Genomic DNA, 14,609 nt, shown 5'->3' with positions numbered 1-14,609 from the left:
TCAAGCTACTTGCCTTAATAAGTTGGCCCGGTCGCACCAGCTACTCAGATGCAGCCCCGGCATCCCCATCCTCTAGACTTGACCGGTGTCTAGATTATTTGGAACTGATGGTGTCCGGGGGCTGGCCAACGGCCTGCTGACAGCAGAGCTGGCCATGCAGCTGGCCCAGGCGGCCGCCGTCGTGCTCGGCCACGACCGCAACTCCAACGGCTCCCGGCCCCGGGCCGTGGTGGCCCGTGACCCCCGCGCCAGCGGCGAATTCATCGCCGCAGCGGTGGAGGCCGGCCTCTCCAGCTCGGGCGTGGACGTCTATGACGCCGGGGTCCTCCCCACCCCGGCTGCGGCCTATCTGGTGGCGGACCTGAATGCCGACTTCGGCGTCATGATCTCCGCTTCGCACAACCCCGCACCGGACAACGGCATCAAGTTCTTCGCCCGCGGCGGCCAGAAACTCCCCGACGACGTGGAGGACGCCATCGAGGCGCAGATGGCCAACGAGGCCGTCCGTCCCACCGGCGCCGACGTGGGACGCATCCAGCGCTTCTCCGACGCCGAGGACCGCTACATCGTCCACCTCCTGGGCACGCTGCCGCACAACCTCAACGGACTCACCGTGGTCCTGGACTGCGCTCACGGCGCCGCCAGCGGCTGCTCCCCGCAGGTCTTCAAGGACGCCGGCGCCAACGTCATCGTCATCGGCGCGGAGCCGGACGGGCTGAACATCAACGACGGCGTCGGCTCCACCCACCTCGGCCCGCTTAAGGAAGCCGTAGTGAAGCACGGCGCAGACCTCGGCATCGCCCACGACGGCGACGCCGACCGCTGCCTCGCCGTGGACCATGAGGGCAACGAGGTGGACGGCGACCAGATCATGGCCATCCTCGCCGTCGCGTTGAAAGACTCAGGCAAGTTGAAGGACGACGTCCTTGTGGCCACCGTCATGAGCAACCTAGGCCTGAAGATTGCACTGCGGGAGGCCGGCATCAGCATCCGCGAAACGGCCGTGGGGGACCGCTACGTCCTCGAAGGCATGCGCGAGGGCGGCTTCAACCTCGGCGGCGAACAGTCCGGCCACGTCATCTTCTCCGACTACGCCACCACCGGCGACGGACTCCTCACCGGCCTGCAGCTCGCCGCCCAGGTCGCCCTGACCAAAAAGCCGCTCAAGGAGCTGGCCACCGTGATGACCAAGCTCCCTCAGGTCCTCATCAACGTCAAGGGCGTCGACCGCACCCAGGTCGGCAGCAGCGAGGTCCTCGCACAGGCTGTGGCCACCGCGGAGGCCACCCTCGGCGACACCGGACGCGTCCTGCTCCGCCCCTCCGGCACCGAGCCCGTGGTCCGCGTCATGGTGGAAGCCGGCGACGAGGAAACCGCCCAGTCCATCGCCGAGCACCTGGCCCAGGTGGTCCGCACCGAACTGGCTCTGGAACTCGTTAGCGAGTAGAGCGGCAGCAAGAGGCCAGCCTCCGGGGAATGAAGTGGTCCCCGGAAAGTGGACTCGTGAGTTATCTGGACTAAGTGCCCGCGCGGCATCTGTCTTTCTGACGCCTCTGTTGCAGGCGTGGAGGGCAGGGTGATCTCCAGCTGCGACCAACGGGCTGCCCATCCACGTTGGCGCTGCTCTCCTAGGACATGCGGGCCTCCAGATCAGCCGGGGCTACTTTGCGGTGTTCGACGAGGACGTGGTCGGCCACCACCAGATGCACATGGCCAACCGACGAGCGTTGCGGCCTGACCACGAGTATGCGCTGGTAACTAATATCGAATGGGAGGAATTCGAGGAACACTTCGACAAACGCAAAGTTGAGCTCGGCTTCTGCGGCCGGCCCTACGGCACGCCCTGCGCGCACGAGCACGCCTGCATCCGCTGCCCCATGCTGCACGTGGAACCGCGAATGATCCTCCGGCTGGACGAACTCGAAGCCGACCTCATGGCAGGCGAGACAGGGCGGAGAACGAAGGCTGGAAGGGGGAAGTCGACGGACTGGAACCCCAGGGTATCTCCAGGACAAACGCGGCCGGGCACTGCGGCTACGAAGAAGCGCTGAAACGCACGGCGACCACTGACAGCGCCCATGCGAGGAAATGCCGGCCGGGTCATCGAGCGAGCCGTAGATGTCTAGATAACCCATGGACAAGCAACGTTTTCTGATTTGCTACGACTATGGGGTGGGAGGGCTCTGGGCCTTTATCTATGCCCGTTCTTCCGAAGAGATTCTTGGTAAATACCCTGAACTGTACGTTGCTAGTAGTGGCCGCGATGGATGGATGGGAACAAAATGGCCGGGATCGAATCAATGGAGCCACGACATCGAGGGAGAGCCCTTCGGCGTACTCAGGGTAGTCACCGAAGAAAGAAGCCATGACTGAACTACGACGACAGGGACGGGATCTGCTGCAAGAGTGAGTGTCCCACGGAGCGTTCCACAGAAGACGGTACTAACGGATGCCGATGTTAACGCCAACCGAAAATAGGGCCAGTTTTGCCGATTGAAAACAGGGCCACGGGTTGCTGTTCTATTGTGCCTGAAGCTGGGTTCTTGTCTTGTTCCGGAGCCGGTAGCTGCTACCGGTGAGGTTCAGGACTTCTGCGTGGTGAACGATCCGGTCGATCATCGCCGAGGCCACTGTCGCGTCGCTGAAGACCTCGCCCCACCTGCTGAAGGCGAGGTTGCTGGTAAGCACCAGGGAGGCGTGTTCGTAGCGGGATGAGACTAACTGGAAGAACAGGTTGGCCGAGTCCTGGTCGAAGGGAATGTAGCCGACTTCGTCAACGATGAGCAGCTTGTAACGGCGCAGCTTGGCCAGTTCCTGGGGCAGGCGTCCGCGGTCGTGGGCTTCGGCCAGTCTCGATACCCACCCGGTCGCGGTGTCGAACAGGACGCGATGCCCGGCGTGTGCGGCCCGGATCCCGATCCCGACGGCCAGGTGGGTTTTCCCGGTGCCGGGCGGGCCCAGAAGGACCACGTTCTTGGCTTCCTCCAGGAAGACCCCAGTTCCCAGGTGCGCGACGAGGTTCCGGTCCGCGGCGGGCTGGTGGTCGAAGTTGAACTCCTCCAGCAGCTTGTGTCCGGGGAACCTCGCGGCCCTGATCCGCAGGGCGGCCCCGGAGGCTTCGCGTTCGGCAACCTCGCGGGAGAGGACAGCGGCGAGGTATTCCTCGTGTGACCAGCCTGCCTCCCGGGCCCGGTCGCCGAGGGTACGGTAGCCGTCGGCGATCCGCGGGGCGCGCAGTGCGCGGGCGTAGTACTCGATGTCCTTCACTGCAGCGTTCACCGTGCTGCCCCGGAGAGCTCGCGGGCATCGTCGGGGATGGCGACGCCGAACAGTTCGTCATAGATCGACAGGTCACGTTCCTCCACTACCGTGGACCGTCCGGCCTTGACGCTGCGGTGGATCCGTCGGAGGGAGGCGGCCTTGTCTACGTGGCCGGGGTCGGTGAAGATCTGGTGCCTGGCCCACCGCCGCTCATGGCTGGCCAGTAGCCGGCCGTCTGCGCTCACGGTGACTTTTTCCAGGTCTGCTTCGACGTTCACGATCCGCCCGATCGCGCCCGGGTCCACGGAATAGTCGTTGGAGAAGACCCGCACGTAGTAGTCCCGTGGTAGCCGGACGCTGCTGCGGAAGGCGAACTCGGGCGCCACTGGCGTTAACGGGCGCATCGCATCCCGGTCCCGGACGAAGAGCTCGATCGGACGGCCATGACGGGTCCGGGAGTAGCGCGCGTTCGCGCGTGGCAGCCAGTCCGCGAGCTGATCGTTGAAATCCAGCGGGGACGCGAACGTCCGTCCGGGCATGAAGCCTTGGCGGAAGTAACGGTTCATCCGCTCCACCACTCCTTTGGATTCCGGATCCCGTGGCGGCAACTGCCGGATCTCGCAGCCCAGGACGCCCGCGAACGCCGCCGCCGGCTCGGTCAGCCGGCCCTGGCCGATCCCTGATTCGTTGTCCCAGACCAGCTGCTTCGGGACCGCGCCGGCCTCCTGCAGCAGCGACCACATCCCGCCAAGCAGATCAAAGGTCGTGCGGGTCGGCAGCATCCTGGCCTGGATATATCCGGAGAACGCGCTCGTCATCACCAGCACCGGAGGCTTGCCCTCCTGCCCGTGCCCCAGGGGTAGCGGCTCATGGGGGAACCATAAATCGCACTGCATCGCCTGGCCCGGTTTATGGACCAGCCGGTCCACCGGATCCGCCGGCATATATTCGGGCCGGAGTCCACGGACCTTGTCCCGGAACAAGGATGCAGAGCCCGTCCAGCCGACGCGTTCGGCCAGTACTGAGGCCGGCATCGTCGGCGTCTGCACCAACAAGGCCCGCACCTGTGGCGCGTAAGCATCAAAGCTCGAACCGGCCGGTTTCCGCTCATACTTCGGTGGCCGCTCTGCCTCCAACGCCCGGTCCACCGTCCCCCGCGAAACCCCGAGCTGTTTAGCCAGCTCCCTCTTGGAGATCTTCTCCGTCGCGTATCGGTGGCGTATCTGCGCCCAAACATCCAATGTGATCACCTTCCATAATGGTCAGTGGCCTCATTTTCAGTTGGCGTTATTGGCCCTATTTTCGGTTGGCGTCAACAGCCGACGACACAATGAGGTGATGGAATGGCCATTGAACTAACAATTCATGTGCAGAATCAGTTGCACGAAACGATGAGAACCTTTGTGGAACCGCCGGGCGAACCCTTCCTAAAGTTCTGTCGCGCAGCGACTGCTATCGGAGTGCGATACGTCGACTTCATTTGGCCGTACTCGGACGCGATGTTGAACTTTTTCCAATTGGCGGCGTGGTTGGAGGACTTTCCACGAGTTCTGGACTTTGATGTAATCTCGCCCGAGGAGAGGGCGAGTGCCCGAAGGGTGCTTGAGGCTGCTAAGGAGGCTCACACTCTAGCCGGCTACTTGTTCATCGAAGGCTGATCATGGACGACCGGAGGGTCCCGGTTGGCTTGACGCGCGTCGTCGCCCATCTTGGCGTGGCCATCCGACGGGTGCCCGCGAAGCGTGAGGGCCGGGGCCACCTAGCCGAGGCCGCAGGTCTGACTCTGTAGTGCAAAACGCTTTGATGTATTAGCCCACCGCCAGGACGAAATTGTGTGAACCAGCAATGGCCGTCACCCAAGCACCGTGGGCCGGTCCAACCGCCGTTCCTGGCAGTTTGCATGGCGCAGGCCCGAGCTGAGGTCATGACACTGAAAACGCTTTAAGCGTCTTCGGCCAAACGACTACGTACCGATCTTCATCGGCTCGCCTGTATGCCGACTTTACGTCAGTCCACCGTGTGCTGGAACGAAGCGATGTCATCGCGTCCTGAAACGCTATGAGAGGCAGGTCGCTGCAGATGAAGATGTTCATTTCGGTGGTGCCGAAGTCGTGGCCGTCCACGAAGCCGTGCGCACCCGGGAGGTTTTCCTCGAGCAGATCCTCCATCGCGATGAGCTCATCGTAGTCATCCTCTGAGTTAACCGACCATTGCAGAACAAGGATGTACTTCACTACCGTCTCCTTCCCGAGACTTTTTATTTAGCCGTGGAAAAGCTCATCGAGTTCGCATCCACTCTGATCCGACACGTTGAAGGCCTTCGCCAACTCCGAGGGAGAGAGCGAGGGACCAATCGGCAACCACTGCCGAGAGCAGGCCGATTGGCGTCACACGCACAGCGGCTCGATCCACTTGATCTGCCGGGCTATCCAACGCCTCCCACTGATCGACTTCCCATCGGAAGACCGACACTGGCGGTGAGGACTTGGTAAGGACTCCGAGTGTCGTGACCAGATGGCTCTCCAGTGGCACGGCTAGGTTCCAAGGGCGCACCAGCCACTGCCAAACCGGATCCGGCCCTTCGCCCAGGCTCTTGGCCATGTCCGGAATATCCACCGTGGAGGGAGGATCAATCGGGATCACCTGAACCCAATTACCGCTTGCTTGCTGCCTCCGTGCGCCGAGCTGTAATGCCTCTACCCAGTCTTGTTCTACTGCTCCGAGGGCAAAGGTGCCGAGTCCCTCAACACAGACCGGGGGCGGGTCATGGGACGGTAGATGAGCGAGATCTGCGGCGCAAGCACGGAGAACCCGATCAACTTGACGAACGTCGTAGCGCAGGGCTCCTGCGCACACTAATTCATAGCCTGACTGGGCCGCGGCACCTTGCGTGTACGCGTAGGGCGGGATCGTGCTTTGCTGGACAGCCGTGACATGTATTTCAAGACTCACGCGCACACCCTCCACTAGGCAGACTGCCCTCCTTACGTCCCGGAGGATCTTAGTGTGACAGCTAGGAAGCCCGGCTTCTCAGTGCATCGCGGATTTCGGTCAGCAGCGCAATCTGCGGGTCCTCCGCCGACTCCTTCTTCACGTCCTGGCCGATCCCCAGACGCCGGTTGCGGCGCTCGATCATCAGGTTCATCGGCATGACCACCACGAAGTAGATGGCGGCCGAGATCAGCAGGAAATTGACGATGGCCGTCAGCAGGACGCCGAACTCGATGGCGTTGCCGTTGAGGTCAACCCTTGCGAAGCTGTCAAAGTTCGGCGAACCGACCACCGCGGCGACAAAGGGCATCAGCACCTTGTTCACCAGCGCCGTCACAACCGACCCGAACGCGGTGCCGATGACAACGGCGACGGCAAGGTCAACCACGTTGCCCTTCATGATGAAATTCTTGAATCCAGTCAGCATAAGAACCAACGTAGTGGAGGCTGGAAGGGCTCCCCAAACATAAGAGGGGGCTATTTCACGCCGGCAGCCCTCCGGCAGCCCGAAAAGTCTACGGAACACCCGCCGGCCCCCAAGTTATTGCTCAGGCTTTAATCAAGATCGTTGCTGGCTGTGGGACGGCCTTCATAGGGTCGGTGAATCACGCATTACGGCCCATAGGGTGAGCCACCGCGAGCCCGGGTTACTTGCACACAGATTTGGGGGAGACCATGACGGACCGAGACGTGGAGATAGCACAAACGGTCGAGGACGGTGGAACACTGGAAGTTCGGCACACTCCTGCGTGGGAAGTGAAGCACAAGCTGGAGCAGAACCCGGACGAGATGGTCCACTTCGTCTGCTGCCGTGATGTCGTCTGGCGGAAAGCCCTCTGCGGGTACGAGGAAATCGAGATGACCATCGCAACCCAGATCAAGGTCCTCTGCACGATGTGTGTTGAGGTCATGACAGCAAAGAGCGGCGTGCCTTGGGACGGAAACTGCCCGGTCGACGATCAGCCGTGCCCTGACGAAGAAGCGGTAGACAAGATCATTGACGAGCGGACCGCCCGGTAGCGCTGGTATCTTGTCTCCCGTCACTGTCCTTGGCCTGAAGAGTTGCGCGGAACGACTTCTTCGGCCTACAGGTACCCCGGCGCCGCCTCCACGCCGAAGTACTCCTCCAGCGTGAAGATGCCCTTGGAAGCCATATCCGTGGCCGCCTCGACGCCGATGTACCGCAGGTGCCACGGCTCGTAGTAGTACCCCGTGATGGGGTGGAACATCCACGGGTACCGCACCACGAAGCCGAACCGGTGCCCGTTCGCCTTGGCCCACACGGCCGCGGGTTGGTCCGCGAAGCACGGCTGGAACCCGCAGGCCCCGTTGCCGTCCGCAATGTCGAACGCCCACCCCGTCTGGTGCTCCGAATAGCCCGGGCGCGCACTCGCGGTGTCGGCGTCGGCCTGGCCTCGCGCCGCCACATAGCTGTTGTACGTGGCCACCTGGGTGGCGTACGAGCGGTATCCGCTCGCCAGCACCATCGAAACGCCATCCCGCGCGGCAGCGGCAAACATCGCCTCGGCCGCGGCCGCCGTCGTGCTATTCAGCAGGGCAGCCTCCCCGGACGCGGTCATCGCGACGGCGGGCCGCACTAGGTCGGCCGGCGCGTAGGCCGCCGGCACCAGCGGCCGGCGCTTGTTGACGATCAGCCACGGGCTCGCCGGATCCGTCAGGGAGAACTGCCGCGGCAACGCTGCGGAGGGCGACGGCGCAGGGGCAGCCTCCGGCGCTGCGGGAGGCACTGCGGCGGCCTCCGCCGTCGTGGTTGCCGAGGCGGTCGCGGCAGCGGGAGAGGGCGACGTTGACGAAGGAGCCGGCGACGGCGCTGCCGCCTGGGGTGCCTCCGGCATGCAGGCCGTCAGGACAGTCAGCCCGGCCCCCGTCGCCAGGAAGCGGGCGAAGCTGCGGCGGCTGGAAAGCGGCGGGCCGGAGCAGTCGTGGCACACCTGTGCTACACCTTCCGCAGCAGCATGCGGCGGACCGTATGGTCGGCCTCTTTGGTGAGCACCAGCTGCGCACGCCCGCGGGTGGGCAGGACGTTCTCCTCCAGGTTGGGCTCGTTGATGCGCTTCCAGATCTCCCGGGCGGTGGTCTCCGCTTCCTCGTCGGACAGGCTGGCGTAGCGGTGGAAGTAGGATTCCGGCTGCGCGAACGCCGTGCTCCGCAGCTTCCGGAACCGGTCCACGTACCACTCCTCGATGTGGGACGTCTTGGCATCCACGTAAATGGAGAAGTCAAAGAAGTCGCTCAGCGCCAGGCCCTGCCTGCCGTCGTGCCGGGGACGCGCCGGGGCCAGCACATTCAGGCCCTCCACGATCAGGACGTCCGGCCGGCGGACCACCACTTCCTTGCCCGGAACAATGTCGTACGTGACGTGCGAGTACCAGGGCGCACGGACCTCCTCGGCCCCTCCCTTGATCTCGCTCACGAAACGCAGGAGCGCACGCCGGTCGTAGGACTCCGGAAAGCCCTTGCGGTCCAGCAGCTGGCGGCGCTTGAGCTCAGCCAGCGGATAAAGGAAGCCGTCAGTGGTAATCAGCTCCACGTTGGGCGTGCCCGGCCAGCGGCGCAGCATCTCGCGGAGCACACGGGCGATGGTGGACTTCCCCACGGCTACGGAGCCGGCAACGCCGATCACGAACGGGGTGCGCTGGGTCTGCTCGCCCAGGAACGTGGTGGTGGCCGCATGCAGCTGGCCCGCCGCCTCAACGTACAGGTGCAGCAGCCGCGACAGGGGCAGGTAGACCTCCCGGATTTCCGTCATGTCCAGGGGGTCGCCCAGGCCGCGCAGACGGAGAATATCCTCCTCGTTAAGAGGCTGTTCCATCTGGGCTGCCAACCTGGACCAGGTCTGCCGGTCCAGCTCCACGAACGGGGAGACACCCTCTCCATTCGCCTCGTTGCGTTGCAAAGTCACGCTAGTGATTCTGCCCCGCCCCCGGCACATAGCGAAATGCAGGCGCATCTGCGGGCACCGCCCGCCCGCAACATAGAAGTCCTCCGTGGCCTGGCCTCGCGTTTTAAAGCTACGGCTCCCAGCCGATAGTCTTTAGCGTATGTGTGGAATCGTGGGATATGTGGGCCGTCCGGTTGACGGCGTAATTGCCGGTCACAGTGCGTTGGATGTTGTCCTGGAGGGGCTGCGCCGCCTGGAGTACCGGGGCTACGACTCCGCCGGGGTGGCGGTGGTGTCCCAGGGCAGCATCGAGGCGCGGAAGAAGTCCGGGAAGCTGAGCAACCTGGTGGCCGAGCTGGAGGCCCGGCCGCTGCCGGAGACCGTGACCGGGATCGGCCACACCCGCTGGGCCACGCACGGCGGCCCGACCGACCGGAACGCGCACCCGCACCTGGCCGACGGCGGCAAGCTGGCCGTGATCCACAACGGCATCATTGAGAACTTCGCCGAGCTCAAGCTCGAGCTGCTGGACAAGGGTGTGGAGTTCCTCTCCGAGACGGACACCGAGGTGGCGGCCGCGCTGCTGGGGGACATCTTCCGCAACAAGCTGGGCGGGGACACGTCCGACGGCGGCCTGACCCGGGCCATGGAGCTCGCCTGCCAGCGCCTTGAGGGGGCTTTCACCCTCCTGGCCGTGCACGCTGACCAGCCCGACGTGGTGGTGGCCGCGCGCCGCAACTCGCCGCTGGTGGTCGGCCTGGGCGAGGGCGAGAACTTCCTGGGCTCTGACGTGTCCGGGTTCATCGACTACACCCGCCGCGCCGTGGAGCTGGGCCAGGACCAGATTGTCACCATCACCGCGGACACCGTGGAGATCACGGACTTTTACGGCAACCCGGCCGCGGGCAAGGAATACCACGTGGACTGGGACCCGGCCTCGGCTGAAAAGGGCGGCTTCACCTCGTTCATGGAGAAGGAAATCCATGACCAGCCCGACGCCGTGGCGCAGACGCTGCTGGGCCGCTCGGACATCAACGGCAAGCTGACCCTGGACGAGCTGCGGATCGACGTTGAACGCCTGAAGCAGGTCAACAAGATCATCGTGCTGGCCTGCGGCACCGCCGCGTATGCCGGTACGGTGGCCAAATACGCGATCGAGAACTGGTGCCGGATCCCCACCGAGGTGGAGCTGGCGCACGAGTTCCGCTACCGCGACCCGATCCTGGACGAGAACACCCTGGTGGTGTCCATCAGCCAGTCCGGCGAGACCATGGACACGCTGATGGCCGTCCGTTACGCCCGGGAACAGGGCGCCAAGACCATCTCCATCTGCAACACCAACGGCTCCACCATCCCGCGCGAGTCCGACGCCGTGCTGTACACGCACGCCGGCCCGGAGATCGCCGTCGCCTCCACGAAGGCGTTCCTGGCCCAGATCACGGCCGCGTACCTGCTGGGTCTCTACCTGGCCCAGCTGCGCGGCAACATCTTCTCCGGCCAGATCAAGGACGTCCTTGCGGACCTGAACAAGATCCCCGCGAAGATCCAGAAGATCCTGGACAACGCCGGACCGCTGCGCGAACTCGCCCGGAGCATGGCCAACGAAAAGTCCGTGCTGTTCCTGGGCCGGCACGTGGGCTACCCGGTGGCGCTCGAGGGTGCTTTGAAGCTGAAGGAAATCGCCTACATCCATGCCGAGGGCTTCGCCGCCGGCGAGCTCAAGCACGGCCCCATCGCCCTGATCGACGAGGGCCAGCCGGTGTTCGTGGTGGTCCCGTCCCCGCGCGGCCGCGACTCGCTGCACGCCAAGGTGGTCTCCAACATCCAGGAAGTTCGCGCCCGCGGCGCCCGCACCCTGGTCATCGCCGAGGAAGGCGACGAAGCAGTCAAGGCCTACGCCGAGCACGTCTTCTACGTCCCCGAGACGCCCACCCTGCTGATGCCGCTGCTGACCACCGTCCCGCTGCAGATCTTCGCCGCGGAACTCGCCGCAGCCAAGGGCTACGACGTGGACCAGCCGCGCAACCTGGCCAAGAGCGTCACCGTAGAATAACTGCTTTGTATCGCCGCAGGGCGATGATTCGATCCAAACGTGAAGCCCGGACCTTACGGTCCGGGCTTCACGTTTGCTTTTCTCTGTATTGGCAGAATTGGTTATCCCATAATCTGGCCGGAACGCGGCAGATATAGCAGGCTGTAGTTCTGCAAGCTGGCGCTTTTGATGTGCTTGGCTTGGGTTCGATGATGCCATGCTCACGTGCTAGAGGGGGACTGTGATGGGGGAACCAGCCGGAACCGAAATATTACGATCCAACAAGCAATGGCTAGGGCCCCGCTACAGTATCCCATGGGCACTTTTGGGCATAGGGGCAATATGGATTTTGTTGCTTCCGCGGATCATCCCAAACCTTAGTTTTGACCGAGGGGTCTTCGTGTCCGTTGCGGAGCGCCTTCTTGCGGGTGACATTCTTTATCTAAACGTCTGGGACAATAAGGATCCACTATTTTTCTTTGGATTGGCGATTACTCGATCGATTTCTCCATATCTGGACATCCTGGGCGAAATCTGCTGGATTGCTTGCTCCTCCTGCGCAGTTCTAGTAGTTTCAAAATGGGTCGGATGCGATGAAAACACAGCCCGGTTTGCTGCTTTTGGAACTGCACCACTAATCCTTACTGGCAGCTTTTACCTTCCCGGCCATACGCACCTGCCCGGTATCGCACTAACACTGTGTTTTTTCAGCGCGGGCATATGTGGGCGCCCCGTGGTTACAGGGCTCTTCGCGGTTCGTGGTGAATGTTCTGCCGTGATGGGTGTTCATGCCGCTGTTCTGGCGGCACTGCGCAACAGGATACGCGTTTTATAGTTGCCTGCGTTCGTGAATCCCCGGCCTGTCCTTTTGATGTGCTTGATCGCGGTGTTATTGGCTTCGACTTTCGCGGTTGTCGCGCCGGTGACAATGAGGACCTCGATCTCTTTCCACCACCGGCAGACCGTGCGCCAGAGCCGGTTCGTCTCCGGCTGAGCGGCCCGTTCGACCAAGACCTGCAGGCGGTCTTTGGCAACGGCCGCGTCTGCAAGGGAACCGGTAATCAGCAGGGCCCGGAGCTGCTCCTTGACCAGCCACGCGGCCTGCAGCTTTCCGGTGGCGTCGTCGGTGGCAAACACGGTGCTGAGCCTGGCGCGTGCCCGGTCCGAGAGCGTGTCGCCAGCACGGAGGAGCAGCCGCCGGTTGGCCCAGACTGGATCGATGGAGCGCCCCCGCCGACCATGAACCTGCTGGGTGAGCCTCTGCCGGACTTCGGTGAGCATGTCATTGCCGAGCTTGACCAAATGGAACGCGTCGACCGAGACAGCGGTCCGCGGAAGCCACATCCGCAGGGCCTTTCTGAACGCCGCCGAGGGGTCAATCGCAACGACCTGCACCCCAAGCCGCCACTCCAGCGGGCGGGCGAACAGCCAGTCTCCAACCCCGCCACTGTCGCGGCCGTCCACGATGCCAAGGACCTGCCCGGTGTCCAGATCGACAATGGTGGTCATCCAGGGTTCGTAGCGTTTCCAGGCCTTGGTGGCTGGGTCGCGAAAGAACCGCACGGACCGGTAGCGGTGTTCATCAATGCCGAGCATCCGCGGGGCCAAGGCATCGACATCAGGCAGGGTGAGGGCTGCGGAGTCCAGGGCTTTCTGGACGAGCCACCATGAAACACCGAAGGCAGCGGCGACCTCCGCCGCTGCCCGCCCTGACCCGATCACCGCGGCCACGAGGGCATCCCGAAGCCGGCTGGTAGACCGTGCCCGGCGAGGGACCTGGGAGGTCTCTTCGGTGAATGTCTGTCGTGAGCACAGGTACTCATCGCAGAAGAACCGTCGCTTTGCCCAGACCACCTCAACCGGCCCGGCGACGGGGATGTCACGCAGCCGCTGGGGCCGGCGGGAATGTACGCGACTGCCGATCACGCCGCAGGACGGGCAGCCCGCCTCTGCGGTTGAACCGACATGGATCCGTCGCTGCCCGAAGGCAAGAATCTCGGTGCCGGTGACCCGGTAGTCGGGCAAGTTGAAGATGGTGGTGGCAGCATCTGGGCGCGGGGAAGTAGGCTCGATCAAGGCTCGTAGCTCCTGACTTGATGAATGCGTAGAGAACATCCATCACAGCAGGGCTGCGGGCCCTTCAGCTTTCAAGACACGGAACGCGTTTCACCATCTACCGCGAAGAGCCGGTTACAGGGGCGCTCATTGGAACTCTTGCTTTCATGAAAATTACGATGCTTCCTGTTGCAATTCTCATATTCTCGGTTCTCCTCCTTTTGGTGCGCGATTGGCGGTTTGCAGTGAAGGCCCTGATCGGGTTCATGCTGGCGGTGGGAGGAGTATTTGCTTTGCTGCTAGTGCGTGGCGAGTTGCAACCATATATGCAATCACTCGTCCTGAATGCTGCCTACTCACAAGGTTCCCTTGTTGAGGGTGAAGCAGGAACATTCGTACTGCACTTGCTTCGGGTAACGTCACCGGAATCGCTTTCCCTCGTGGTTGTCATCCTTTTGATGGTTATCTCGGTACTGGTGGCTCATATGAGAAGGGGCACGGGGCTTTTGGCTAGTAGACGCAGCCTGATCCTCTGGGCATCAGTCGGAGCATCTTTCTTCGGTGGTCTCGCCGTCCTAGGCTTTACTGGGCTCTGGCACCACCACGTTCAGGTCCTATATGTGCCAGCAGTGCTGGCCATTGTTGGTTTCATGAAGCTACTTCAACCAGTATTCAACGTCCGCTCCGCTCTTCCTGCAGCCGCGTTCACAATTCTTGCCGTGCTCTTGGGCGGTCAGTTGTCACTAGGCGTGTACATGACGTCCGTCGCGCGGTCATTTTCCAGCATGCCCCAGTCATTTTCCGAGATTGGTTCCATTCCGTCCGAGGCGCGAGCAGTCCTGACTTTCGGAGAGCAAGGGACATATGCCCGCGTAGGACAAAATGACGACCTGGGCCATGCCCACGGCCTTCGAGGATGGAAACTGGCATGTCCAAAGTTTCATCAATACCCATTCGATTCAGAGCAGACTCTCAAAGATGCTTCGGAGTGTCTTTCGAATGCCCAAGTGATCATTGTTTCTCCCACAGCAGTAGCTATTCCCCGTTTCGAAACCTGGAACAGCTATTTGTCTAGAGTTGAGGATATACTCCGGCTCAAATATGACTGTACATATCGAGAACAGGAAAGAGTTTGTCTCCGTCGTGATGCGTAGAGAGCTGATAAAGGTACTTTGCCCTCATATTGCTTGACAGGCTGGGGGTCGAACTTTACCTCGAATCCGTCCTGTAAATGTGCCAATTTCTCTGGATCAGTCGACATGGATTGACTTGACCGTGTGGCGTTGTGGATTATCCGGTCTATTTGCCCGTTATGCTCCAAAATCGGTGCCCTTTGCTCTTCAGTTGACCCATGTGCACGGCCTTCCC

Annotated in this window: 13 protein-coding genes; 6 read left to right on the top strand and 7 right to left on the bottom strand. The window is 62.6% G+C overall.

Features of this window, described 5'->3' with window-relative positions; genetic code table 11:
- The first annotated feature begins 85 nt into the window (after window positions 1–85).
- The 3 genes from glmM (at window position 86) to ACJJV6_RS01655 (ending at window position 2,373) form a co-directional block, all read left to right on the top strand.
- Window positions 86–1,447 carry a phosphoglucosamine mutase gene (gene glmM / locus ACJJV6_RS01665; RefSeq protein WP_407709781.1) on the top strand — a complete coding sequence of 454 codons (1,362 nt, stop codon included), beginning with the start codon at window positions 86–88 and terminating at the stop codon, window positions 1,445–1,447.
- 262 nt (window positions 1,448–1,709) lie between these two features.
- On the top strand, window positions 1,710–2,051 hold the full coding sequence (locus tag ACJJV6_RS01660) for a hypothetical protein (protein WP_407709780.1): 342 nt from the start codon (window positions 1,710–1,712) through the stop codon (window positions 2,049–2,051).
- Between the two features lie 82 nt (window positions 2,052–2,133).
- A complete protein-coding gene (locus tag ACJJV6_RS01655) occupies window positions 2,134–2,373 on the top strand; it encodes a hypothetical protein (protein WP_407709779.1) in 240 nt (79 codons plus the stop codon).
- Window positions 2,374–2,520: 147 nt separating this feature from the next.
- Here the strand turns inward: ACJJV6_RS01655 and istB are convergent, their stop codons facing one another.
- The 4 genes from istB to mscL form a co-directional block, all read right to left on the bottom strand.
- Window positions 2,521–3,279 (bottom strand): IS21-like element helper ATPase IstB, encoded by a 759-nt coding sequence (istB, locus tag ACJJV6_RS01650; protein ID WP_009358266.1) that lies wholly within the window; start codon window positions 3,277–3,279, stop codon window positions 2,521–2,523.
- On the bottom strand, window positions 3,276–4,511 hold the full coding sequence (istA, locus tag ACJJV6_RS01645; protein ID WP_009358267.1) for an IS21 family transposase: 1,236 nt from the start codon (window positions 4,509–4,511) through the stop codon (window positions 3,276–3,278). Before istA ends, istB begins: the two co-directional genes overlap by 4 nt.
- Before the next feature lie 672 nt (window positions 4,512–5,183).
- Window positions 5,184–5,495, bottom strand: a complete 312-nt coding sequence (locus ACJJV6_RS01640) for a hypothetical protein (RefSeq protein ID WP_407709778.1) — start codon at window positions 5,493–5,495, stop codon at window positions 5,184–5,186.
- Between the two features lie 779 nt (window positions 5,496–6,274).
- On the bottom strand, window positions 6,275–6,679 hold the full coding sequence (gene mscL / locus ACJJV6_RS01635; protein ID WP_009358694.1) for a large conductance mechanosensitive channel protein MscL: 405 nt from the start codon (window positions 6,677–6,679) through the stop codon (window positions 6,275–6,277).
- Between the two features lie 248 nt (window positions 6,680–6,927).
- On the opposite strand from mscL, the gene ACJJV6_RS01630 reads away from it, so the two are divergent.
- Window positions 6,928–7,272 carry a hypothetical protein gene (locus ACJJV6_RS01630; RefSeq protein WP_407709777.1) on the top strand — a complete coding sequence of 115 codons (345 nt, stop codon included), beginning with the start codon at window positions 6,928–6,930 and terminating at the stop codon, window positions 7,270–7,272.
- A gap of 65 nt (window positions 7,273–7,337) precedes the next feature.
- Here the strand turns inward: ACJJV6_RS01630 and ACJJV6_RS01625 are convergent, their stop codons facing one another.
- Both ACJJV6_RS01625 and coaA read right to left on the bottom strand, forming a co-directional pair.
- Window positions 7,338–8,204 carry a D-alanyl-D-alanine carboxypeptidase family protein gene (locus ACJJV6_RS01625; RefSeq protein WP_407709776.1) on the bottom strand — a complete coding sequence of 289 codons (867 nt, stop codon included), beginning with the start codon at window positions 8,202–8,204 and terminating at the stop codon, window positions 7,338–7,340.
- A gap of 5 nt (window positions 8,205–8,209) precedes the next feature.
- Complete coding sequence (gene coaA, locus ACJJV6_RS01620) at window positions 8,210–9,205, bottom strand: type I pantothenate kinase (RefSeq protein WP_205753896.1); 996 nt, start codon at window positions 9,203–9,205, stop codon at window positions 8,210–8,212.
- A gap of 109 nt (window positions 9,206–9,314) precedes the next feature.
- Between coaA and glmS the strand changes: the two genes are divergently transcribed.
- A complete protein-coding gene (gene glmS, locus ACJJV6_RS01615) occupies window positions 9,315–11,207 on the top strand; it encodes a glutamine--fructose-6-phosphate transaminase (isomerizing) (RefSeq protein WP_407709775.1) in 1,893 nt (630 codons plus the stop codon).
- A gap of 765 nt (window positions 11,208–11,972) precedes the next feature.
- Here glmS and ACJJV6_RS01610 read toward each other — a convergent pair.
- A complete protein-coding gene (locus tag ACJJV6_RS01610) occupies window positions 11,973–13,262 on the bottom strand; it encodes an ISL3 family transposase (RefSeq protein WP_407709387.1) in 1,290 nt (429 codons plus the stop codon).
- A 146-nt stretch (window positions 13,263–13,408) separates the two neighbouring features.
- On the opposite strand from ACJJV6_RS01610, the gene ACJJV6_RS01605 reads away from it, so the two are divergent.
- Complete coding sequence (locus tag ACJJV6_RS01605) at window positions 13,409–14,395, top strand: hypothetical protein (protein ID WP_407709774.1); 987 nt, start codon at window positions 13,409–13,411, stop codon at window positions 14,393–14,395.
- Window positions 14,396–14,609 lie beyond the last annotated feature (214 nt).

This window comes from Arthrobacter nitrophenolicus (assembly GCF_045833485.1).
GTDB lineage: Bacteria > Actinomycetota > Actinomycetes > Actinomycetales > Micrococcaceae > Arthrobacter > Arthrobacter nitrophenolicus.
Note: the sequence above shows the minus strand (reverse complement) of the source record. Positions and strands in the feature narration are given on the sequence as shown.